Annotated in this window: 19 protein-coding genes; 10 read left to right on the top strand and 9 right to left on the bottom strand. The window is 57.6% G+C overall.

Annotated features, from left to right (window positions below; genetic code table 11):
• Window positions 1–42: 42 nt before the first annotated feature.
• From rpsU to rpoD, 3 genes are all read left to right on the top strand, one after another.
• Window positions 43–258: a 30S ribosomal protein S21 gene (gene rpsU / locus GYM47_RS13310; RefSeq protein WP_016416934.1), complete on the top strand. Its 216-nt coding sequence runs from the start codon at window positions 43–45 to the stop codon at window positions 256–258.
• A gap of 187 nt (window positions 259–445) precedes the next feature.
• Entirely contained in the window at window positions 446–2,323 is a 1,878-nt protein-coding gene (gene dnaG / locus GYM47_RS13305; protein WP_153842602.1) for a DNA primase, read from the top strand.
• A gap of 209 nt (window positions 2,324–2,532) precedes the next feature.
• Window positions 2,533–4,389 carry an RNA polymerase sigma factor RpoD gene (gene rpoD, locus GYM47_RS13300; protein ID WP_139526519.1) on the top strand — a complete coding sequence of 619 codons (1,857 nt, stop codon included), beginning with the start codon at window positions 2,533–2,535 and terminating at the stop codon, window positions 4,387–4,389.
• A 103-nt stretch (window positions 4,390–4,492) separates the two neighbouring features.
• Here the strand turns inward: rpoD and GYM47_RS13295 are convergent, their stop codons facing one another.
• Together GYM47_RS13295 and GYM47_RS13290 are read right to left on the bottom strand one after the other, a co-directional pair.
• Window positions 4,493–6,064, bottom strand: a complete 1,572-nt coding sequence (locus tag GYM47_RS13295) for an AbgT family transporter (protein WP_153842603.1) — start codon at window positions 6,062–6,064, stop codon at window positions 4,493–4,495.
• A gap of 175 nt (window positions 6,065–6,239) precedes the next feature.
• On the bottom strand, window positions 6,240–6,884 hold the full coding sequence (locus tag GYM47_RS13290; protein WP_139526521.1) for a hypothetical protein: 645 nt from the start codon (window positions 6,882–6,884) through the stop codon (window positions 6,240–6,242).
• Between the two features lie 220 nt (window positions 6,885–7,104).
• Here GYM47_RS13290 and GYM47_RS13285 point away from each other — a divergent pair, with 220 nt between their 5' ends.
• Complete coding sequence (locus tag GYM47_RS13285; protein ID WP_153842604.1) at window positions 7,105–8,472, top strand: L-serine ammonia-lyase; 1,368 nt, start codon at window positions 7,105–7,107, stop codon at window positions 8,470–8,472.
• Here GYM47_RS13285 and GYM47_RS13280 read toward each other — a convergent pair.
• Window positions 8,469–9,356 carry a LysR family transcriptional regulator gene (locus GYM47_RS13280; protein ID WP_153842605.1) on the bottom strand — a complete coding sequence of 296 codons (888 nt, stop codon included), beginning with the start codon at window positions 9,354–9,356 and terminating at the stop codon, window positions 8,469–8,471. The two genes, GYM47_RS13285 and GYM47_RS13280, sit on opposite strands and share 4 nt — an antisense overlap.
• 154 nt (window positions 9,357–9,510) lie before the next feature.
• On the opposite strand from GYM47_RS13280, the gene GYM47_RS13275 reads away from it, so the two are divergent.
• From GYM47_RS13275 to mtgA, 3 genes are all read left to right on the top strand, one after another.
• Complete coding sequence (locus tag GYM47_RS13275; protein ID WP_139526524.1) at window positions 9,511–10,620, top strand: S-(hydroxymethyl)glutathione dehydrogenase/class III alcohol dehydrogenase; 1,110 nt, start codon at window positions 9,511–9,513, stop codon at window positions 10,618–10,620.
• 83 nt (window positions 10,621–10,703) lie between these two features.
• A complete protein-coding gene (gene fghA, locus GYM47_RS13270) occupies window positions 10,704–11,558 on the top strand; it encodes an S-formylglutathione hydrolase (protein WP_153842606.1) in 855 nt (284 codons plus the stop codon).
• A 10-nt stretch (window positions 11,559–11,568) separates the two neighbouring features.
• Window positions 11,569–12,285 carry a monofunctional biosynthetic peptidoglycan transglycosylase gene (mtgA, locus tag GYM47_RS13265; RefSeq protein ID WP_153842607.1) on the top strand — a complete coding sequence of 239 codons (717 nt, stop codon included), beginning with the start codon at window positions 11,569–11,571 and terminating at the stop codon, window positions 12,283–12,285.
• 42 nt (window positions 12,286–12,327) lie between these two features.
• Here the strand turns inward: mtgA and GYM47_RS13260 are convergent, their stop codons facing one another.
• Together GYM47_RS13260 and GYM47_RS13255 are read right to left on the bottom strand one after the other, a co-directional pair.
• Window positions 12,328–13,095, bottom strand: a complete 768-nt coding sequence (locus GYM47_RS13260) for an EAL domain-containing protein (protein ID WP_457853313.1) — start codon at window positions 13,093–13,095, stop codon at window positions 12,328–12,330.
• Window positions 13,096–13,135: 40 nt separating this feature from the next.
• The gene (locus tag GYM47_RS13255) at window positions 13,136–14,059 is read right to left on the bottom strand and encodes a DMT family transporter (protein ID WP_153842608.1); all 924 of its coding nucleotides are present in this window, start codon (window positions 14,057–14,059) and stop codon (window positions 13,136–13,138) included.
• Between the two features lie 146 nt (window positions 14,060–14,205).
• Between GYM47_RS13255 and GYM47_RS13250 the strand changes: the two genes are divergently transcribed.
• The 3 genes from GYM47_RS13250 (at window position 14,206) to GYM47_RS13240 (ending at window position 17,510) form a co-directional block, all read left to right on the top strand.
• The gene (locus GYM47_RS13250; RefSeq protein WP_139526529.1) at window positions 14,206–14,595 is read left to right on the top strand and encodes a DUF4168 domain-containing protein; all 390 of its coding nucleotides are present in this window, start codon (window positions 14,206–14,208) and stop codon (window positions 14,593–14,595) included.
• A gap of 277 nt (window positions 14,596–14,872) precedes the next feature.
• Window positions 14,873–16,783, top strand: coding sequence for a DUF294 nucleotidyltransferase-like domain-containing protein (locus tag GYM47_RS13245; protein ID WP_139526530.1), 1,911 nt, complete (start codon window positions 14,873–14,875; stop codon window positions 16,781–16,783).
• A gap of 1 nt (window position 16,784) precedes the next feature.
• Complete coding sequence (locus GYM47_RS13240; protein ID WP_153842609.1) at window positions 16,785–17,510, top strand: 3'-5' exonuclease; 726 nt, start codon at window positions 16,785–16,787, stop codon at window positions 17,508–17,510.
• A gap of 78 nt (window positions 17,511–17,588) precedes the next feature.
• Here the strand turns inward: GYM47_RS13240 and GYM47_RS13235 are convergent, their stop codons facing one another.
• From GYM47_RS13235 to GYM47_RS13220, 4 genes are all read right to left on the bottom strand, one after another.
• The gene (locus GYM47_RS13235) at window positions 17,589–19,229 is read right to left on the bottom strand and encodes a BCCT family transporter (protein WP_139526532.1); all 1,641 of its coding nucleotides are present in this window, start codon (window positions 19,227–19,229) and stop codon (window positions 17,589–17,591) included.
• 231 nt (window positions 19,230–19,460) lie between these two features.
• Window positions 19,461–20,333, bottom strand: coding sequence for a glycine betaine ABC transporter substrate-binding protein (locus tag GYM47_RS13230; protein WP_153842610.1), 873 nt, complete (start codon window positions 20,331–20,333; stop codon window positions 19,461–19,463).
• 161 nt (window positions 20,334–20,494) lie between these two features.
• Window positions 20,495–21,331, bottom strand: coding sequence for an ABC transporter permease (locus tag GYM47_RS13225; RefSeq protein ID WP_153842611.1), 837 nt, complete (start codon window positions 21,329–21,331; stop codon window positions 20,495–20,497).
• Complete coding sequence (locus tag GYM47_RS13220) at window positions 21,331–22,533, bottom strand: quaternary amine ABC transporter ATP-binding protein (RefSeq protein ID WP_139526535.1); 1,203 nt, start codon at window positions 22,531–22,533, stop codon at window positions 21,331–21,333. The genes GYM47_RS13225 and GYM47_RS13220 overlap by 1 nt, the downstream gene beginning before the upstream one ends.
• Window positions 22,534–22,658: the final 125 nt, after the last annotated feature.

Below are 22,658 nucleotides of genomic sequence, written 5' to 3'. Positions count from 1 at the left end.
TACTATCCGAACTCAAGACTCCTTAAGGTAGGTGAGTGCTTAATGCCTTCTGTAAAAGTACGTGATAACGAGCCGTTTGACGTCGCCCTGCGTCGCTTCAAGCGTTCTTGCGAAAAAGCTGGCGTTCTGTCTGAAGTACGTCGTCGCGAGCACTACGAGAAGCCGACTGCTGAGCGTAAACGCAAAGCGGCCGCTGCCGTAAAACGTCACGCTAAGAAGTTGCAGCGTGAGCGTAAGCGTTTCGAACGGCTCTATTGATCCGTACCTGGGGATAGCCAGCGCAATTGACCGGTTATCCCAAGAGGGATGCCAAGCGGCCGCCACTAGGTGGCCGTTTGTTTTTCGTTCTGTGATGTGTGTTTTGCGCGGTTTAAGGTGATCAGGCGCATTGTCTGATGACGTTAGACCCGCCCATTAGCGCTTCGCGCGAGGATGCCCGCAGTTCATGGCAGGCCAAATTCCACAGCGTTTCATTGACGACCTGCTCGGCCGCGTTGACGTGGTGGAGGTTGTCGGCGAGCGCGTGCAGCTTAAGAAAGCGGGTCGTAACTTCTCCGGTTTGTGCCCTTTCCATCAGGAAAAAACACCGTCGTTCACGGTGAGTGCCGACAAGCAGTTTTACCACTGCTTTGGCTGTGGCGCTCATGGCAACGCGCTGCGCTTTTTGATGGAGTACGACAAGCTGCCGTTCCCCGAAGCGGTAGAGCAGTTGGCCGGGCGTTTAGGTCTCGATGTTCCCCGTGAGGGAGCGGATGACCCGCGTGCTCAGCAGCGCGAGAAAAAGCGTAAAGAGGGCGTCAACCTGCTGGAAGTGGCCGCCAGCTTCTACCGCGAGCGGCTGAAAATGCAGGAGGGTCAAAGTGCTCAGCGCTACCTGCAGGGCCGCGGACTGTCGCCAGAGGTCATCGACACCTACGGTATTGGTTATGCGCCGGGTGGCTGGGAGGCGCTCAAGCAGCATCTGTCGGCAAAAGGGATCGGCGAGCCGGTACAGGTCGAGTACGGACTGCTGATCCACCGCGAAGACACTGGGCGCACCTACGATCGTTTTCGCGACCGAGTGATGTTTCCCATCCGCGACTTGCGTGGTCGTACCCTAGGCTTTGGCGGCCGGGTCATGGGGGATGAACAGCCCAAATATCTCAATTCACCAGAAACGCCTGTCTTTCATAAAGGGCGCGAGCTATACGGTTTGTACGAGGCGCGTCAAGCGTCTAGCAAACTCGAGCAGTTGGTGATGGTCGAAGGCTATATGGACGTGGTGGCGCTGGCCCAGTTCGGCATTCATAACGCCGTCGCTACGTTGGGCACGGCGACCACGGAAGATCACTTGAGCCGCCTGTTTCGTTTGGTGAGCCGGGTAGTGTTCTGCTTCGACGGTGACCGCGCGGGCCGCCAAGCGGCAAGTCGCGCATTGGAAACAGCACTCCCGCAGATGATCGATGGGCGCGAGGCAAGGTTTCTGTTTTTGCCGGAGGGTGACGACCCGGATTCGCTGGTGCGTCGAGAGGGCAGAGAGGCGTTCGAAGATCGTGTCACCTGTGCGATGCCGCTCTCGGAGTTTCTCTTCGAGCAGGCCGCCCAGGGGCGCGATTTGAATACGGTGGAAGGGCGCGAGCGATTTGCGAGTCAAGTGCTAGAGGCGCTGAACAAGGTGCCTGACGGTATGCTGAAATCGCTACTGCTCGAGTCACTGGCCAAACGCAGCGGACTGGCCCAGTCGCAGCTTCAGGCGCTGCTGGATAAGCGCACTGCTGCCGCCAGCGCATCGCCGCAGTGGGAGCCAGTGGATGACGCGCCGCTCGAGCCGGTGGTGGCGGACGAGGCTTCACGCCCTGCTGCCCGCCGCCGTCAGGGAGCGAGGCTGCAGACGCTATCGACGGTGGCTCGGATCGTACAGCTACTGCTTCACGAACCACGCTTGGTGACGGTGCTGCCCGAGACGTTGGAGTGGCTACCCGACAACAGCGAAGAGGCACCGCTGTGTCGCGACCTGATCGCGCTGCTGCGCGCCGGGCGCTACCGGAGTCCGCAGGTGGTGCTGGCGCATTTTCAGGGTAGCCATGAGGGTCAGGTGTTGGCCGAGCTCGCCCAGCGTGAGCTGCTGATTCCGAAAAGCACTCGGGAGGCGGAGCTCAATGGTTTGGTCGAACATTTGCTAGAAAAGCAGCGCAAGCGCTCGCCTCAGGAAGAGTACGATGCGCTGCTGGCGCTGGAGCGCTCTGGACAGAGGCTGGATAAGGAGCAGCGTCAGCGATTGGCGAGTCTGATGATGGAGCTGGTTCAGCGCTCAGGAGACAGACCGGTCAAGAGCAATACATAGCGAGGGGTTGAATTACGACGCTTCAACACCACATATAGGGTTAGTCGCCAGGCGCTGGCCTAACCGAACAACCTAACACACCTGAATGACCGCGCAAATACGTTTCGCTGGAAAAAATCCCGCTATTTACGCTATACTGTTCGGCTTGTTGAGTTTAATCGATTCAGCGCCCCAGGTGTTTCATTCTTCTTCGTCGAGATAGGGTTTCTATGGCTGGAAATGCGCAGCAGCAGTCACGTCTGAAGGAGTTGATCGCGCGCGGCAAGGAGCAGGGCTACCTGACCTATGCCGAGGTCAACGACCATCTACCCGAGGATATCGCCGACCCGGATCAAGTGGAAGACATCATTGGCATGATCAACGACATGGGTATCAGTGTCGTTGAGGAAGCGCCTGATGAAGACACTTTGATGATGTCGGATCACTCCACGGACGAGTCCGCTGCGGAAGAGGCCGTTGCGGCACTCGCCGCCGTGGAAAGCGACGTAGGTCGCACCACCGACCCCGTTCGCATGTACATGCGTGAAATGGGAACGGTCGAGCTTTTGACCCGCGAAGGCGAAATCGAAATCGCCAAGCGGATCGAAGAAGGCACGCGGGAAGTGATGTCCGCACTGGCGTATTTGCCGGGCGCGGTCGCGTCGATCCTCGAAGCCTACGACGCCACTCAGGACGAAGAAGCGCCTGGGCGCCTATCCGATCTTTTCTCTGGCTTCATCGACCCCGACGAAGGTATCCCCGGGGTTGCCGAAGCGGAGACGCCGGAACCTGACGTCGATACCGAGCTGAGCGACGATGACGATATCGATAGCGACGCCGACGATGACGAAGAAGACACCAGCGCCAGCGAAGGCGGTCCAGATCCAGAAGAGGCTAAAGCGCGTTTCGAGCAGATTCGTGAGCAGAACGCGGCGGTGGAAGCCGCGCTGGCCAAACACGGTCGTGGTAGCTCCGAATTGAAATTCGAACAGGAGCGCCTCGCCGAGCTGTTCTCGCCGATCAAGCTGGTGCCGAAGCACTTCGAGCGACTGGTAGGCCAAGTGCGGATCAGCGTCGAGCAGGTGCGTGCCCAAGAAAAAGCGGTCATGCAGCTGTGCGTCAAGAAAGCCAAGGTGCCGCGCAAGACGTTCATCAAGTCGTTCCCGGGCCACGAGTCTGATCAGACGTGGCTGGACGCCTTCCAAGAAGCGCAGCCCAAGTACGCTGACCGCTTAGAGCCACTGCGTGCCGATATCGCCCGCTCTCAGCGCAAGATTGCCTTCGAAGAGGACATGGTGCAGCTCTCGGTAGCCGATCTGAAAGAGGTCAACCGCAAGCTGTCGATTGGCGAAGCGAAAGCACGTCGTGCCAAGAAAGAGATGGTCGAGGCGAACTTGCGCTTGGTGATCTCGATTGCCAAGAAGTACACCAACCGCGGCCTGCAATTCCTCGATCTAATTCAGGAAGGTAACATTGGCTTGATGAAGGCGGTGGACAAGTTCGAATACCGTCGTGGCTACAAGTTCTCGACCTACGCGACATGGTGGATTCGTCAGGCCATCACTCGCTCGATTGCCGATCAGGCGCGGACCATTCGTATTCCGGTCCACATGATCGAGACGATCAACAAGCTCAACCGCGTCTCCCGTCAAATGCTGCAAGAGATGGGGCGCGAGCCGACGCCGGAAGAGCTGGGCGAGCGTCTGGAAATGCCTGAAGACAAGGTGCGTAAGGTGCTCAAAATTGCCAAAGAGCCGATCTCCATGGAGACGCCGATTGGTGATGACGACGATTCGCATCTGGGGGATTTCATCGAGGACGGCACCATGCTGCTGCCGATCGATATGGCCACTGGCGAAGGCTTGATCGAAGCGACCCGCAACGTGCTGGGTGGTTTGACGGCCCGGGAAGCGAAAGTCCTGCGTATGCGTTTTGGTATCGATATGAATACCGACCACACGCTGGAAGAAGTGGGCAAACAGTTTGACGTTACCCGCGAGCGGATTCGTCAGATCGAGGCCAAAGCGCTGCGCAAGCTGCGTCACCCCAGCCGCTCAGAACCGCTGCGCTCGTTCCTGGACGAGTAAAGCCGCGAGTAGTGCAGAGTGAGTGGTGAATAGAGTAGCCACGAAGACCGAAAAGCCCGCCGTTCTCTGAACGGCGGGCTTTTTATGTTATGCCGTTTAAAGCTTAGAGCGTGTAGTAAGTGGCAGAGCCTGGACCAACCGGTAGGCCAAGAATAAAGACCCAGATAAAGAACAGCACACTCCAACCGATCAGCATGAACAGCGTGTAAGGCAGCATGAGCGCCACCAGCGTGCCGATGCCCATGTCGTTACGATAACGGGTCGCCACCGCGAGAATCAGGCCAAAGTAGCTCATCATGGGCGTAATTAGGTTGGTGACGGAATCGCCGATCCTATACGCCGCCTGAATGACTTCGGGCGCGTAACCCATGAGCATCAGCATGGGGACGAAGATAGGGGCGGTGACCGCCCACTGCGCCGAGGCGCTACCCAGCGACAGGTTGACGAAGGCACACATGAGAATGAACAGCGCAAACAGACCGGGGCCTCGCAAGCCAAGGGAGTCCAACAGGTCAGCGCCCGCCACGGCAGTCACGGTGCCAAAATTACTCCAGTTGAACAGCGCCACGAACTGAGCGGCAAAGAACACCAGCACGATATAGAGGCCGAGACTGCTCATGCTTTTGGCCATGGCATCGACGATATCGCGATCGTTTTGCATGGTGCCCGCCAAACGGCCAAAGACAAAGCCCAGTACGGTGAACGCAATGGCAACGATGACCACAATACCGCGTAGGAACGGCGAACCGCTCACGAGGCCCGTCTCTGGGTTGCGCAGAATGCCACTCTCCGGCACCACCATGACGGCCACTAACGCTACCAGCGCCAGGGCGGCTAAGCCCGTACCTTTGAGTGCCCGTTTCTCTGTAGCGGTCAGGCCCTCCATACGATGCTGGTCGATGTCGCTATCGGCATAGGCCGAATCGAATTTGCCAAGCTTGGGTTCGACGATGCGTTCGGTAACCAAACCGCCAATCAGGGTGACGAAGAACGTGCTGGCAAACATGAAGAACCAGTTAGCCTCGGCGCCAACGACGTAGGCAGGGTCGAGCAGGCGTGCGGCTTCTTGGGTGATGCCGGAAAGCAGCGGGTCGACCGTGCCGATCAAAAGGTTGGCGCTATAGCCACCGGAAACGCCGCAGAAAGCCGCTGCCAAGCCGGCCAGCGGGTGGCGACCCAGGGAGTGGAAGATCATTGCGGCCAACGGAATGAGCACCACATAGCCAAGCTCGGCGGCCATGTTCGACATGATTCCGGCAAACACTACGGCATAAGTCACGATGCGCGGAGAGCGGTTGAGCACCAGCGCGCGCATACTCGCCGATAATAGGCCGGAGTGTTCGGCAACGCCGACTCCTAACATGGCCACCAGCACCGTGCCCAAAGGTGCAAAACCGGTGAAATTAGTCACCATATTGGTGACGAGAAGGCGTAGCCCTTCCGCATTGAGCAGTGAATTCACCGCAATCCACTCGCCCTCGTTCGCGGGGCGCGGGTCGGCGACGGATACGCCCAGGGCGGCAGCGATACCGCTAGCCAGCACGACCAGTACACAGAGAATGGCAAACAGTGTGACCGGGTGCGGTAATAGATTTCCCAGCCATTCGACGCTATCGAGAAAGCGTGTGAACGCTCCGCGGTTCAGGTTTTCTTCGCGATTTCGTGGGTTTGTCATAAGGTTTATATCGTTGGTAGGTTATTCTTTAGCAAAAATGCCTATTAAACAGATCGGCTGACACTACGTTGATGGTGCCAAGGGCGCAAATGGCTTTACGTATAGCGAGATGTAAAAAATGAAACACCGCTGATGCGGGGCGTCAGCGGTGTTTGGCTGGGGGATAAGTGATTGGTTAAGGCGTTTGCCGTGCGCGATAGATGCGTCGTGCGAGAAAGAGAAGCTCGATGGTGGCAAACAGAATCAAGCTGTAGCCGAGTAGTTCGATGGCCTCTTCGGCAATGTCTTTGAAGTCACGGATATAGTGCTCTTGCAACACGGCTCGCCAAAAATCTTGGCGTCCATAAAGGCGAGAAAAGATATAGGTGACCAGCACGCCTGCCGCAAATAGACCAAACGAGAAGGTGTTGCTGTAGTGGCGAAACTCTTCCAAAAACCGCTGGCGGTGAAAGATGACCCAGCCAAGACTGGGGAGCACGATCAGCGCGACGAGATATTTCCAGGTGTCTTCCGCCACGTAGTGATCGAGAAAGTAGTCCTGCTCACGCACGAGCGATGCGCCGATAAACGCCAGCAGCAGCAGCGTGACGGTGGGCCATACTTTCAATACGTGGCGAATATAGATCAGTAGCGCGCAGCAGCTTGCCAATACCAAGGTTTGGGTGAATTCGGTAAAACCAAGCTCGGTGTAGCGAACCTCGGGCAAATAAAGCACTTCCAGGTAACCGCCTTGGGCGATACCGCCGATGGCGAGCGTGTACAGAGTGGCACGAAGTAGCGCGGTGCGAAAACTGATCGCCCAGGGGGGTGACGATGGCATACCAACATCCTTATTGGGGGTGAGGCGAGGAGAGTAAACATTCAGAAATGAATGTTCATTATATCGTCACTTTCCTGTGCTCGCACGTCTAACCTTCTATGCATGACTCGACGGACAGTCGATAACGCTGCAAAGTAAGAGTAACCAAGAAAATACCAAGCGGCGATGGTATCAAGTCGTCGTCACTACTAAGCATGACCGTTGAGGGGCGGGCACTATTATGGCCATTAGTGTGTTTGATCTGTTTCGAATAGGGATTGGGCCCTCCAGCTCGCATACCGTGGGCCCCATGCGGGCCGCGCGGGATTTCGTGATGTCACTGACCGCACCAGACGTCACCCGAGTGGTGGTAAGGCTGCATGGATCGCTGGCCGCCACTGGCGTTGGGCACGGGACCGATAGTGCGGTCATCATGGGGCTCATGGGTGAGACACCCGAAGCGATCGACCCGGACATCATTGCCGGGCGATTGGCCGGTTTGGATGACGGTAAGCCGTTGACGCTTCCCCACGGCCAGTCCCTGGTATTTCAGCGCGCTCAGGACATCGAATGGGACGACACCTGCTTGCCCTTCCACCCCAACGCCATGACGCTAACGGCCTACCATGACGATACGGTGGTTAGCACGAACACCTATTATTCACTCGGCGGTGGGTTCTACGTGGACCAGGCCTGTGCCGATCAGGGGGGGCTGGATGAGGATAAAACGGCGCTGCCATACCCGTTCGAATCGGCCAATGAGCTGCTGGCATTGTGCCAGCAGCACGATCTGCGGATTAGCGAGCTGATGCTCGAAAACGAGAAAGCGTGGCGCAGCGAAGCGTCGATTCGCCAAACGCTGTTAACGATTTGGCACGCCATGCGCCAGAGTATCGATAACGGTTTGAAGGCCACCGGGCGGCTGCCGGGTGGTTTGAACGTCCGCCGCCGCGCTCATTCGCTGCATCAGCAGCTGCTTTCACCGCCCGACCATCAGCGTCTCATCGTGACCAGTTTCTCGGTCATGGATTGGGTCAATCTGTTTGCCCTAGCGGTGAACGAAGAGAATGCCGCCGGTAAGCGAATGGTGACCGCGCCGACCAACGGCGCTGCGGGCATCGTGCCCGCCGTGCTGGCGTACTATCTGAAGTTCGAGCCGGACGCCTGCGATGCCGATGTGGTGGATTTCTTGTTGGCGGCGGGGGCCATGGGCATCCTGTGTAAAAAGAACGCGTCCATTTCCGGCGCTGAAGTAGGCTGTCAGGGGGAGGTGGGCTCCGCCTGCGCCATGGCCGCCGCGGGCCTTGCCGAGGTGCTGGGCGGCACGCCCAAGCAGGTAGAGAACGCTGCCGAAATCGGCTTGGAGCATAACTTGGGGCTGACCTGCGACCCAGTGGCAGGACTAGTCCAGGTACCCTGTATCGAGCGCAACGCGATCGCCTCGGTGAAGGCAATCAACGCCGCGCGTATGGCGCTACATGGCGACGGAGACCACTTCGTTTCGCTGGATAAGGTGATCCGCACCATGCGCGATACCGGTCGCGATATGCAGGACAAGTACAAAGAGACCTCGAAAGGTGGTCTCGCAGTCAATGCCATCGAGTGCTAATAAGCAGGTAACAGAGTGTCGATATGGTCGACCAAATGATCGACCAGCTGACGAATCTTGGGCGATAAGTGGCGGTGGCGAGGGTACACCGCCCAGACCGCCGTGTCGTGGTGTTGGAACGGCTCCAGCACCGACACTAACTCTCCACTGGCCAGATAAGGCGCCACGTAGTAATCCGGCAGCTGGGCGAGCCCCAGCCCTTTGAGGGCGGCATCCAGCAGGGCCGGTCCAGAATTAGCGCTCCAACATCCCTCTACCTTTACCTCCCGGCGCTGGCCGTTGACTTCGAAGAGCCAGTTGGGCCGCGAGCCGATCAGGCAGCGGTGCTGGCTCAATTCCGACAGGGTGTGTGGCCTGGGCGCTTGACGAAAGTAGGCGCTCGACCCCACCACGTACTCCTGGCGTTCACACAGCCGTCGGGCAATCAGGCTGGAGTCTTTGAGTACGCCCATGCGGATGGCAATGTCGAAGCCTTCCTCGATCAGCTCGACCGGGCGATTGGTAAAGTGCATGTGGACTTCCAACTGGGGGTGCAGGCGCTGGAAGTCGTTGACCAGCGGCGCGATATAGCGCTCGCCAAAGGTGGTGGCCGAGGTGAGCTTCAACAGACCTTGCGGGCTGGCTTGAAGTTCGCTGATGGCTTGCTCGGCGTCGCGCAGTCCGTCGAAGAGATGCCGGCAGTGCTCCACGTAAAGCGCCCCCGCATCGGTCAGCCGAATCTGCCGCGTGGTGCGGTAGAGTAGCTGCACGCCTAGCTGGTTCTCTAACTGGCTGACCAAACGGCTGATATGTGAAGTAGAGACTTTGAGGTGTCGAGCAGCGGCGGAAAAGGTGCCCAGCCTGACCACCTCGACGAAGGCTTCGATACGATCCCAGCGCTGCATGGCGAGCCCTTAATCGAGTGGATTGTTGCTCAGTGACAATAATCTTATGAGTGTATCCCGCTTTATCCCGGTCGCCTAGCTGACCTACACTTTCTGTCTGTTTTCGCGAACGCGTCACGACGCGTTCGATGACCGTGAACCCCAAGGAGTCACCATGAAATCACGCGCGGCAGTTGCACTCGAAGCGGGTAAGCCCCTAGAGCTGGTAGAGATCGATGTAGAAGGCCCGAAGGCGGGAGAAGTGTTGGTCAAAATGGCCGCTACAAGCGTGTGCCATACCGACGCTTACACGCTCTCTGGCGCCGACCCAGAGGGCAACTTCCCGGCAGTGCTCGGGCACGAGGGTGCGGGCGTCGTTCAAGAGGTGGGGGAAGGCGTCACCAGCGTCAAGCCAGGCGATCATGTCATTCCTCTTTACACTGCAGAGTGCGGCAAGTGCAAATTCTGCCTGTCAGGTAAAACCAACCTGTGCGGCAGTGTACGGGCGACTCAAGGCAAAGGCGTCATGCCTGATGGCACGTCGCGCTTCTCCCTCGACGGTAAGATGCTGCACCACTACATGGGGACATCCACGTTCAGCGAGTACACGGTGCTGCCGGAGGTGTCCCTAGCGGTGGTGTCCAAAGAAGCACCCATGGACAAAATCTGTCTATTGGGCTGTGGCGTGACCACGGGCATTGGTGCCGTCTTGAACACCGCTAAAGTAGAGCCCGGCTCGACGGTGGCCGTGTTTGGTTTGGGCGCCATCGGCTTGGCGGTCATTCAGGGTGCGGTGATGGCCAAGGCGTCCAAAATCATCGCGATCGACGTCAATCCGGATAAATTCGCCCTGGCCAAGCAGTTCGGCGCGACGGATTTCGTCAATCCTAAAGATTACAGCGATCCGATCCAGCAGGTCATCGTCGATATGACCGATGGTGGCGTCGACTACTCTTTCGAGTGTATCGGCAACGTCAACGTCATGCGCTCGGCGCTGGAGTGCTGCCATAAGGGTTGGGGCGAATCGATCATCATTGGTGTGGCTGGCGCAGGCGAAGAGATCTCTACACGTCCATTCCAATTGGTCACGGGTCGTGTTTGGAAAGGCTCTGCGTTTGGCGGTGTGAAGGGGCGCAGCGAGCTGCCGGGTTACGTCGAGCGCTACATGAACGGCGAGCTCAATATCGACGACTTCATCACCCACGACATGCCGTTCGAGCAGATCAACGAAGCCTTCGACTTGCTGCACGAGGGCAAGAGCATTCGTACCGTGCTGCATTACTGAGTATCATCAAGTCAACGAAACCGGGTAAACGAACGCGGTAGGGGCGACCCTCCGCGTTTTCATCTTCTCGAGGAGCCTGCCCCATGAGCATGAGTGAAACCTTAGAACTGGTGTCGGCCAACCGCAGCTGCGGCGGCTGGCACAAGCGCTACCGCCACTACTCCCGGGCGCTTGACTGCGACATGGTCTTCGCCGTTTACCTGCCGCCGCAAGCGGAAAACGAGCGGGTGCCGCTGTTGTGGTGGCTGTCCGGGCTGACCTGTAATGACGAAAACTTCATGCAGAAGGCGGGCGCCCACCGGATTGCTGCTGAGCTTGGGGTGGCGATCGTCTGCCCCGATACCAGCCCGCGCGGTACCGATCTGCCCGGCGAGCATGACAGCTACGATCTCGGCTCTGGGGCCGGTTTCTACGTCAATGCCACCCAAGCGCCGTGGAAGCCGCATTACCGGATGTACGACTATGTGATCGAGGAGCTACCGTCGGTCGTGCGCCAGCACTTTCCCGTCAATGGTCGTGAATCGATCAGCGGTCACTCCATGGGCGGGCACGGCGCGCTGATCCTTGCGCTGCGCCATCCCGGTCGGTTCCGTTCGGTCTCGGCCTTCGCGCCGATCGTCAATCCAATGAACTGCCCTTGGGGCCAAAAAGCCTTTACAAGCTACTTGGGCGACGACCAGTCGCGCTGGCGTCAATACGATGCCTGTGAGCTAGTGGCCAACGGTGCGTCTCGCCAGCGGCTGTTCATCGACCAGGGCGAGGCGGACCAGTTCTTGGAAGAGCAGCTCATGCCTGAGCGCCTGGAAGCCGTCTGTGAAGAGCACGATCACCCGCTGACATTGCGTCGCCAGCCGGGCTATGACCATAGCTACTTCTTCATCGCCTCGTTCATCGAGGACCATTTGCGCTATCATGCGGAACACCTCATGAAACGCTAAGGATTCCGAGATGCTCGATCGCGCGCTGCGCCGTTTTCTTCGTCTGCTATGGCGGCTTGTCTGGCGTGGTGCGCTGGGGTTCGTGGTGCTCTCCGTGGCGTTGGTGCTGCTATTTCGTTTCGTACCGCCGCCTGGCTCCATGGTGATGGTCGAGCGTAAAGTGCAGAGCTGGATCAACAGTGAGCCCATCGACATTCAGCGTCAGTGGCGTAGTTGGGAGCAACTGTCTAGCAATGCCAAACTGGCGGTGATCTCCGCAGAGGATCAGCGGTTCCCCCAGCATCGCGGGTTCGATTTCGTCGAAATGCGTCGCGCCTGGGAAGCAAGTCGAGACGGTGAGCGGCTGCGCGGCGCCAGTACCCTGAGCCAGCAGACTGCCAAAAACGTGTTTCTATGGACCGGGCGTAGCTGGGTGCGTAAAGGGCTAGAAGCGTGGTTCACTCTGTTGATCGAAACGCTCTGGGGGAAACAGCGAATTCTAGAGGTGTATCTCAACGTCGCCGAGTGGGATACCGGCGTGTTCGGTTTGGAAGCGGCGGCCAATCACTACTTCGGTGCTTCAGGCAGCGCGTTGACCGAGCGTCAGGCTAGTTTGTTGGCCGCCATACTACCCAGCCCACGCACTCGCAGCGCTTCCCGGCCCGACGCCCAGGTCGAGCGTCGCAGCCAATGGATTCGTCAGCAGATGCGCAATTTAGGCGGCACGGCCTACTTGGAGCGGCTATGAGCGTAGAGGCAATGAGGTGGGCGTTTGACTGAGCCGCTTGGCTCAGTCGTATCGCACGGGTGCCACGGTAGGCAGTTCGCCGATCTGAGGGCGCGCAAAGTAGTAACCTTGCTGCACGGAAATGCCTAGCGCCAGCAGGCAGCGGGACTCTTCTCGGGTTTCGACCCCTTCGGCGACGAGCTGTGTGCCTAGGGTGCGTGCCAATGACACCATGCTCTTGAGAATGGCCTGACGACGCACGTTGCTATCGCAGCCCATGACCAGCTCGCGGTCGATTTTGAGGGTGTCGGGGCGAAGGTCGGTCAACAAATCCAAGTTGGCGTAGCCATTGCCGAAGTCATCTAGCGAGGTGGTAAACCCCATCCGTCGATAGCTATCGATAATATTACGCATATGCGCTCTGTCGACGACACGCTCAGTTTCGGTGATTTCGAAGTTAAGCCGCTCGGTGGGCCAGCCCACGCGGCGTGACGTGTCTAGCGTGGACTGAATGCACGCCTCCGGTTCGTACACGGCATTCGGTAAAAAATTGATCGACAGCCGCTCGGTCATGCCCAGTTCGCTGGCAAGCTCGATGGCCTTTACGCGACAGGCTTGGTCGAAGCGATACATCAGCTCATCGGTCACTTGATTCAGGATCGAAAAGGCCGATTCGCCGTTAACTCCGCGCACCAATGCTTCGTAATACACCACTCGTCGTTGGGAAACATCGACAATGGGTTGAAAGGCCATCGTAAACGCAAAGGGAACTGGGGTGTCGCATCGGTTGCAAACGCCGTCGACCCTGGCGCAGTGAGGTTGTGCAGTCATTTTTTCCAAGCCCTGGAAGATTCGTTTTTTTCGTATCGAATTATGTCGTCGAGGGGCGTACCACCATGACCACACCGATAATGGCAATGACCATGCCTGCCAATCCCAGCAGCGGCAAACGCTCATCGAATAGCCACCACGCCTGAAGCGCCGTGACTGGAGGCACCAGATAAAAGAGACTCGCTACACGAGAAGCCTCCCCCTTCTTTATCAAGGCCATCAATAGCAGGATAGCGGCAATTGAGAGAATCAGCACGAGCCAGCCAAGCGTGAGTATGAACGTTGAGCTCCACTCCACCTCGCGGCTTTCGAACAGTAGGGCGCCAATGCCCAACAGTCCACCTGCCGCCATGTACTGGATCGCTGCGCCCGACAGCAGTGGCATGCTGGTGCAGTAGCGCTTTTGGTATAGGGTGCCAAGCGAGATACCCACTAGGGCGGCCATCACGCTCACCAACGCACCCATCCCGAAGCCGCTAAAGAGCGTGCTGCCGAGCTCCAGCTTACTGCCCAGTACCAAGCTGATGCCGACCAATCCCAACAACAGGCCTAACCACTGCCGTCTGGTCAACCGCTCGCCGAGCAGCGGTCCTGCGCAGGCGGCGGTGAGGAGTGGCTGCAGGCCGACCAAGAGCGCAGCCAGACCTGCAGGCATGCCCAAATAGATACCGTAAAATACACCGCCTAAGTAGGTGCCATGGACCAGCAAACCCGATACCGCAATATGTTTCCATAACGTAGGTGATGAAGGCCAAGAAATACGCATTACCCATATCAAGGGAGTCAGTAGCAGTAGGGTGAGTACGAAACGGATGAACAAAAAGGTGAAGGGTTCGGCGTAGGGGAGGCCAAATTTTGCGCCAATAAAGCCAGTACTCCACAACAGAACGAACAGGCCTGGCATGGCAGTCAAACCAAGGGAGGCAGCGTCCTTATCTGTTAACTTTCTGAAATTAATAGACATAATCTTCCTGGAGTAGCATGATTCGTGAGTTGGGTGACTTACGCTTTGTTCTTTTTGTTACTGAGTTTTACATAAAAGATTGAACCAGCGCCCAAACGACGCGTCACACTGGGCACATTCATAACGCGCCAATGAGGTTTCTTACCATGCAACGTATGACTGCTTTGTTCTCTGCTGCACTTCTTGCGACGGGTCTGATGGCGGGCACCGCTCACGCCCAACAAGCCGACGGTCAAGCGCAGGACCCAATGGCTACTCAACAAGCCCCGACTCAGGATTTTTCTGATCAGCAGCTACAGCAGTTCGCCGATGCTTCTCAAGAAATCGCCGTGATCTCGCAAGAGTACACACAGCGTCTGCAGGAAGCAGAAGACGAAGCCGCACAACAGGAAGTACGCGCTGAAGCTAACGACCGCATGATCGAAGTCGTCGAAGATAGCGGCTTGGATGTCGATACGTTCAACGCAATTGGTCAGTCCATCCAGCAAGATCCAGAAATGATGCAGCGCGTTCAGGAAATGGCTAGCCAGTCGTAAAGGCCATGAATTGAATGTTATACCCAAGGCTATGTGGATAGTGCCAGATTTTCCTTAAAGTGCGAAGTAACTGTCACGCCGCAAGCCGACCAAAGCCCAACGTACATGCGTTGGGCTTTTTTTGTGCGGGTCATTGAGTCCGGCACTTTCGTTTCACCTCAAAGGGTTGTCCAAGGTGCATGTTCACGACACACTGAGACCAGGACGGCCTATTGTCGTCCCATGATGCATCAAAGCACCGTCCGTTCAACAGAGTCAGCGCCCAGCAGGAGAGCGTATGGACGTCGAGTTATTAGAAATACGCCAGCACATGGGGCAGTTTCCCCCGTTTGATGGCTTATCGGATGAACTGCTGGATGCGATTGCCGAGCAGGTAGAGGTAAGCTACTTCAAAACGGGCAGCGATATTCTGGCGCTCAACGATACCCTCGACGAGCTTTGCTACATCCGCAGCGGCGCGGTCGAGGTGTATCGTCGCCAAGGAGAGCTCTACAACCGCTTGGGCGAGGGCGATATTTTTGGTCACTTCAGCCTGCTGCGAAATCACAAGGTTCGCTTTCCTGCCAAAGCCATTGAAGACACGCTGATTTACTTTATTCCCGACGCGGTATTTCAGCGCCTATGTGAAGAGGACGATGACTTTGCCGACTTCGTCGAACTCGAGCGCCCACGCTTAGAGACTGCCGCAGAGCAGCAGAAGAAGTCGAACGACATGATGGTGACGCGTATTCGCAAACTGGTCACCCGCTATCCGGTCATGGTGGAGGCGACGACGAGTGTCCAGCAGGCGGCTAGGCAAATTATCGATGCCCAGGCGTCTGCGGTGTTGGTCATCAAAGAGGGGAGCGATAACCCTCGCTATAGCTTTCAGGATAGCGAAGGCCAAATTTGGCAGATGTGCGGTATTCTCACCGATAGCGATTTCCGCACGCGGGTCGTGGCCGAGGGGCTATCGCCCAGCACCCCTGTGGGAGAGGTCATCTCCGAGCGGCTGATTACCGTCCAGTCCGATGCATCCGTGTATGAAGCGATGCTGACCATGCTGCGTAGCAACGTCCATCACCTCCCGGTACTCTACCGCCAGCGCCCGGTGGGTGTGGTGCACCTATCCGATATCATTCGCTACGAAACGCACAGCGGACTCTACCTGGTGAGCAATATCTTCAACCAGTCCAGTGCACAAGGGCTTGCCAAACTGGCGCCCGACGTTCGAGCAGCGTTCGTACGCATGGTGCAGGAGGGCGCAAACTCGCAAATGGTGGGCAGCGCGCTCTCTACCATCGGCCGCAGCTTCACCCGCCGACTGCTGGAGTTGGCAGAAGATACGTTGGGTCCGCCGCCGGTACCCTACTGCTTCATGGTCAATGGCTCCATGGCGCGTAACGAGCAGAGCATCGTCACGGATCAGGATAACGCGCTGATTCTCTCCGATGACTTCGTTGCCGAAGAGCATGATGAGTACTTCCATGCGTTGGCCGCGTTCGTCAGCGACGGCCTTGCCGCCTGTGGCTATACGTACTGCAAAGGGGATGTCATGGCGACCAACCGGCAGTGGCGTCAGCCGTTGGCGGTATGGAAGCGCTACTTCCAGGACTGGATGGCGAACCCAACGCCCGAGAAGCTGCTGCACAGCTCGATCTTTTTCGATCTCGATAGTGTTTACGGGGAGGACCTGTTCGTTGAAACGCTGCAGGATTTAATTGCCCAAACGGCTCCCAAATCACCGCTGTTCCTGGCGGCCATGGCGCGTAATGCGCTCAATCGCACCCCACCTTTGGGCTTTTTCCGCACTATCGTCATGGAAAAAGATGGCAAGCACAACAACTCCATCAACCTCAAGCGACGCGGCACGGCGCCGATGGTAGATTTGATTCGTGTGCATGCCTTGGCCTGTGGTTCTAAAGCGCAAAGCTCCTTTCAACGGTTGGACGACATCAGCAAAACCCAGCTGCTAGCCACCGGGGTGAGTGACAAACTCAGCTATGCGCTCGAGTTCTTGTGCATGTCGCGGATCCGTCACCAAATGATCGACCTGCAGGAGGAGCGTGAGCCGGACAATAATATCGAGCCGGAGAACGTAGAAGACAGCGAACGGCACACCCTAAAGGATGCTTTTCAGGTGTTGAGCAATGCTCAGAAATTTTTGAAGTTCCGCTACCCCGTTCCCACCCAACGGCAGAGGCGCTGATATGCACGGTATTCGTCCGCGCCAAAAGGTCACTCAAGCCGATTGGAAGGGCTATATGGCCGCTCGGGCCGAGCGGGCCAAAGATGACACCTTGATACGCTTTTTCGATACGCCGATGCCTGATTCCGAGACGCCGCTGTCCGAGGTGCCGCTCGTCGCGCTGGATATGGAAACCACCGGACTCGATGAGCGACGCCATGCGATCGTCAGTATTGGCGTCGTGCCGTTTACGTTAGGGCGTATATCCATGGCTCAGCGCCGTTACTGGGTAGTGAAACCGCCCCGTCCGTTAGATGAGGACTCGATAGCGTATCACCACATCACGCACTCGGAGATTGCCGATGCGCCAGACTTGGATAGCGTGCTAGACGAGCTGTTGACGGTGTTGGCCGGGCGGGTCGTGGTGGTTCACTTTCGTAATATCGAGCGACCTTTTCTCGATGCGGCGGTGAAGGCGCGCCGTGGTGAGGGAGTGTTGTTTCCCATGATCGATACCATGTCGCTGGAAGCGCGGTTGCATCGACAAACACTGTGGGCCCGCTTTCGCCGCTGGCTGGGTCGTCCGCCGGTATCGATTCGCCTCAACGCCAGCCGCGAGCGCTACGGCTTACCCGTTTACCAAGGCCACCATGCGCTCATTGATGCTCTGGCCACTGCCGAGCTTTTGCAGGCGCAAATCGCCAATCGCTATAGCCCTGAGACGCCTTTAAAAGCGCTGTGGTGTTAGCGCTCGCACCTTCTTTGCATAATAAAACGGGCAGCCCTTGGGCTGCCCGTTGACGTCTTGCCGAGTTGAAGCTGCTACTTACACTGCTTTGGGTTCGCTCATCAAGCCTTTGATGATGGCGTAGCAGGCCACCAGTAGAATGATGGTGAACGGGAACCCGGTCGACACGGCCATGGTTTGCAGCGCGGTCAAACCGCCCCCCAGCAGCAGTGCAATGGCAATCGCGCCTTCGATGATCGCCCAGAACACACGCTGCGGTTTCGGTGCATCGACCTTGCCACCTGCGGTAATGGAATCGATGACCAGCGAGCCAGAATCCGACGAGGTCACGAAGAACACGATGACCAGCACGATGGCGATGAACGAGGTGATCTGTGACAGCGGCAGTTGCTCGAGCATGATGAACAGCTGCAGATCCACGCCTGCGTCGCGCACGGCCTCGATGCCTTGGCTGACGTACTGATCGATGGCGGTGCCACCGAAGGTCGTCATCCACAGTACCGAAACGACGGACGGCACGATCAGCACGGAGACCAGGAACTCACGTACGGTACGGCCGCGGGATACCCGCGCAATGAACATGCCGACGTACGGAGACCAGGAGATCCACCATGCCCAGTAGAAGGCCGTCCAGCCTTGGCTAAAGTTCGCGTCTTCACGGCCAAAGGGGTTCGACAGCGCCGGAAGATGAACCACGTAGCTCAATAGGTTCTCGAAAAAGCCGGTCGCGATCAGCAGCGTCGGGCCGACACCGATCACGAAGAACAGCAGCGCGGCAGCCATGGCGATGTTGATTTTCGACAGCAGCTGTACGCCCTTGTCGACACCGGCAACGATCGAGCCAATCGCTATCATCGTGATACCGATGATGAGCAGAATCATCGTGATATCACTTTCCGGCGCGCCAAACAGATAGGTCAAGCCAGCAGCGGCCTGGGTAGCGCCCAGCCCCAGTGACGTGGCCAGACCAAACAGTGTGGCAAACACTGCCAGAATGTCGATCAAGTGGCCCGGCCAACCCCAAACGCGTTCACCCAGTAGCGGGTAGAACACCGAGCGCATGGAGAGCGGCAAGCCTTTGTTGAACGAGAATAGCGCCAATGACAGAGCCACCACGGCATAAATCGCCCACGGATGCAGACCCCAGTGGAAGATCGTTGCCGCCATGCCCAGCGCCGCTGCGCCTGCCGTATCGCCCTCAGCGCCAGCCAGCGGTGCCCAGTCGCCACCATCCAAAGAGGTGCCGAAGTGGGTCAGCGGCTCATTGACGCCAAAGAACATTAGCCCAATGCCCATACCGGCGGCGAACAGCATCGAAAACCAGCCGGCATAGGTAAAGTCCGGCTTGGCATCTGCCCCGCCAATGCGGATTTTACCCAGGGGAGAGACGATCAAACCCAGGCAAAGAATGACGAAGATATTGGCGGCCAAAATGAAGAACCAAGCCAGATTGCCGGTCAGGAAGCCAAAAACGGCGTCGTAGATCGGCGAAATCGTATCTTGCAGTGCCAAGGTGAGTATGACGAACAGCAGCACCACGAGTGACGAAATGGTGAATACCTTGCCGTGTAGGTCAAGGTTGAAGCCCATTGCACTCGTCGTAATGTTGTCTTGGCCGATCACGTAATCGGTATCGATCAGGTTAGCCGGGCCATCAGGGGCGGGGATGCCTTCTGATACCGGCTCATCAGCGGGACGCTTAGAGTCAGGATTATCCACGGGAGCCTCTCCATGTCGGACAGAAACCGCCAAACGCACCTGGATGGACCAGCAGTTACCTTCTGGCCAATCACAAATGCATTAGCAGGCGTGTATTACATCAGTAACAGTAGCAAACGTTGCTTAATCTTTGTTCAACGCGCGGGCACGTTAGCACGAAAAAACGTCACATTTACAACGACGACAGAGGGCCGAAGCCCTCTGTCATTTAACGCTCGGGGCAGAGTATGACTAGCCGTTGAGCCACTGCTCGACCACGTCTTGGTTCTCTTCTACCCACTGCTTGGCATTTTCGTAGGGGTCGCTGCCATCTTCTTGGTTCATCAGCATCACCTCGCCCATCTGCTCGGGCGTCCACTCGAAGGCATCCAGAATGGCGTAGGCTTCTGGCATGTCTTCTTCCAGACCGCTACGTACGACGGTATGGATCTGCTCGGCACCGCCGTAGACGTTTTCTGGGTCTTCGAGGTATTTCAGATCGAACCGAGCAAACATCCAATGCGGCGTCCAGCCAGTGACGACCACATCCTCTTCGTTTTGGATGGCGCTGGCCAAAGCAGCCGTCATGGTGGCACCGCTGCCGCTGCGCAGGTTCAGCCCGAGGTCATAGGTATCCACGACCTCTTCGGTGAGTGCCATCAGGCCAGCACCGGGGTCAATACCGATGATCTCGCCGTTGAAGCTGTCGGCGTTGTCGTTCAGATCGGCGATGGAGTCCACGTCGGTGTACTCAGGTACGACCAAGCCGAGTTTGGTGCCATCCAGATTGGGGCCTAAGTCTTCGGTATTGTCACCGACACGCTCCATGTAGTCTGCGTGGGTCGTCGGCAGCCAGGCGGCGACGATGGCATCGGCATCACCCGTGGAGAGGGCTTGGAACATGGCCGCTGCGGACAGCGAGGTCAGTTCCACCTCGAACCCTGCCTGCTCGAGAACCGCAGCAATGACGTTAGTGGAAGCGACTTCAGAGGACCACTCGACATAGGCCAAGTTGACCGTGCCTTGATCTTGGGCGTGGGCCAGGCTGCCAGCGGCTAGCCCGGTACCCGCGACCAGGGCCAAAGAGGCGAGACGGATGCGGTGATTCAACGTACGCGTTTTCATTCACTTGCTCCCTGTTGATGGGCAGTGGCACTTGCCACTGCGGTATGAAGAGGTCGTTCTTTGCTTACTTCAAGGTCTTGACCTTAATGATCGCTTGAATCGATCAGCATGGTCATTCATGACCGGTGGTTCAAGCATGCCAATCAACGCAGCGCTCAATGCTAAGGCGAGCGGCGCGATTTGCGCAGCGACTGCGTCAGACGGTCCAGCAGCATGGCTAGAATGACCACGGCAATCCCGGCCTCGAAGCCATCCCCTGGACGCAAGCGCTGGATGGCACGCCAGACTTCGCTACCCAAACCATCGGCGCCAATCATGGCGGCAATGACCACCATCGACAGGGCCAGCATGATGGTTTGGTTGATGCCCGCCATCACCGTGGGCAGCGACAGCGGCAACTGCACTTTGAACAGTTTTTGGCCTCGCGTGGCACCGTAGGCGTCGGCAGCTTCGATGAGTTCGGTCGGCACTTGGCGGATGCCTAGTGTAGTAAAGCGAATGGCGGGCGGCATGGAGAAGATGACCGTGGCAAAAATCGCCGACACCGAGCCAATGCCGAAAAACGGGATGGCAGGGATCAGGTACACGAACGCGGGCATGGTCTGCATGAAGTCCAGCACGGGCATGATCAGCCGGTAGAGTCGCTCGGAAAGCGCCGCGGCGATGCCTACGGGCAGCGCGATGACCACCGCCACTAGTGTGGCAATCACCACCAGCGTCAGCGTTTCGATCATCGGGTTCCAAAGCCCTAGGTTCCAGATCAACGCAAGCCCAGCCGTGGCGCCAATCGCCAAGCGCATGCTGGCCAGTTTCCAGCACAGCAGGGCAATGATCGCCAGCAACGCCCACTCGGGCAACCACATCAGGCTATCGTTCAAACTATTGATGCCGGTTTGCGTAATACGCGAAATGCCGCGCGTCACGGCGGAGTATTCGCTGGTCAGCCATGTCAGGCCGGATTCAATCCAACTACCTAAAGGAATGCGTGTTATCTCCATTACTGTTCTCCTGCTCGTGCCAGTTCATCCAGGACTGCGCCTTTTACCACGACGCCCAATAGGCGCTGCTGCTCATCGACCACGGCAATGGGGTAGCTCTTCTCGCTGAACATGGCGAAGAGGTGCTGCAGCGGCTCGTCTGGCGGCACTTTGCGGAAATCTTGGGTCAGGTAATCGGTGATGGTGTCGGCTTTCTCCTCGATGGCACGGCTAGCAGCGTCGGCCTCCAGCAAGCCCAATAGCTGGCGGTCACGGTCGGTCACATAGATGGAGTCGATGCTGTGATCACGCATGCGGTGCAGTGCCGTACGCGGGCCGTCGCTGTCGCGGGCGGTGGTGCGCACCGGGCGCATGGCGCTTTCGGCGGTCAAGATACGAGAACGATCGACCCCTTCGATGAAGCGGCGCACGTAATCATCGGCAGGCTTGGTCAAAATCTCCTCGGGCGTACCGATCTGCACCACCTCGCCATCTTTCAGCAGCACGATGCGGTCGCCGATATTGAGCGCCTCATCCAAGTCGTGAGTAATGAAGACGGTAGTCTTCTGCATTTTGGTTTGCAGCTGCAGAAGCTCTTGCTGCATGTCCTTGCGGATGAGCGGATCAAGGGCTGAGAAGGCCTCGTCCATGAGCAGTACGCTGGCATCGTTGGCCAGTGCGCGGGCAAGTCCTACACGCTGCTGCATACCGCCCGATAGCTGGTTGGGGTAGGCATCTTCCCAGCCTTCCAAGCCCACCTGCTTGAGCGCGTTGTGGGCGATCGACTGCCGCTCGGACTTCTCTACCCCGCGAATCTCCAAACCAAATTCGGCGTTCTGTTGTACCGTCCGGTGAGGGAAAAGCGCGAAGTTTTGAAACACCATCGAGAAATGACGGCGGCGGCACTCCAGCAGCGCTTTCTCACCCAACGTGGGGATGTTCTCTCCGTCGATGATGATCTCGCCTTCGGTCGTATCGATCAGGCGATTCAAGCAGCGAATCAGCGTGGATTTACCCGAGCCAGACAGGCCCATGATGACCAGTAGTTCACCTTCGTAGACGTCGAAGGAGATATCGGAAAGGCCGAGGGTTTGGCCAGTTTTTTCGAGAATCTCAGGGCGTTTGAGGCCCTGGTCGCGTAACTCGAGAGCTTTTTTGGGCTGTTTACCAAAGACCTTGCTCAAGCCGCGTACCTGAATTTTGACAGGGCGTGTCTCGTCCATCAGCGGTGCCTTTTGATTGAATGAGCAGCCTTGTGTCGTTACTCAACGCGCTTACCTGCGGCCTAGACGTGCTTCCTGCAAGCAGCGACACAAAACGGTTCATAAGTAGGAGTTAAGATTATATT

Source organism: Vreelandella piezotolerans, from assembly GCF_012427705.1.
Taxonomy (GTDB): Bacteria; Pseudomonadota; Gammaproteobacteria; order Pseudomonadales; family Halomonadaceae; genus Vreelandella; species Vreelandella piezotolerans.
This window is presented reverse-complemented; position numbering and strand designations above follow the sequence as displayed.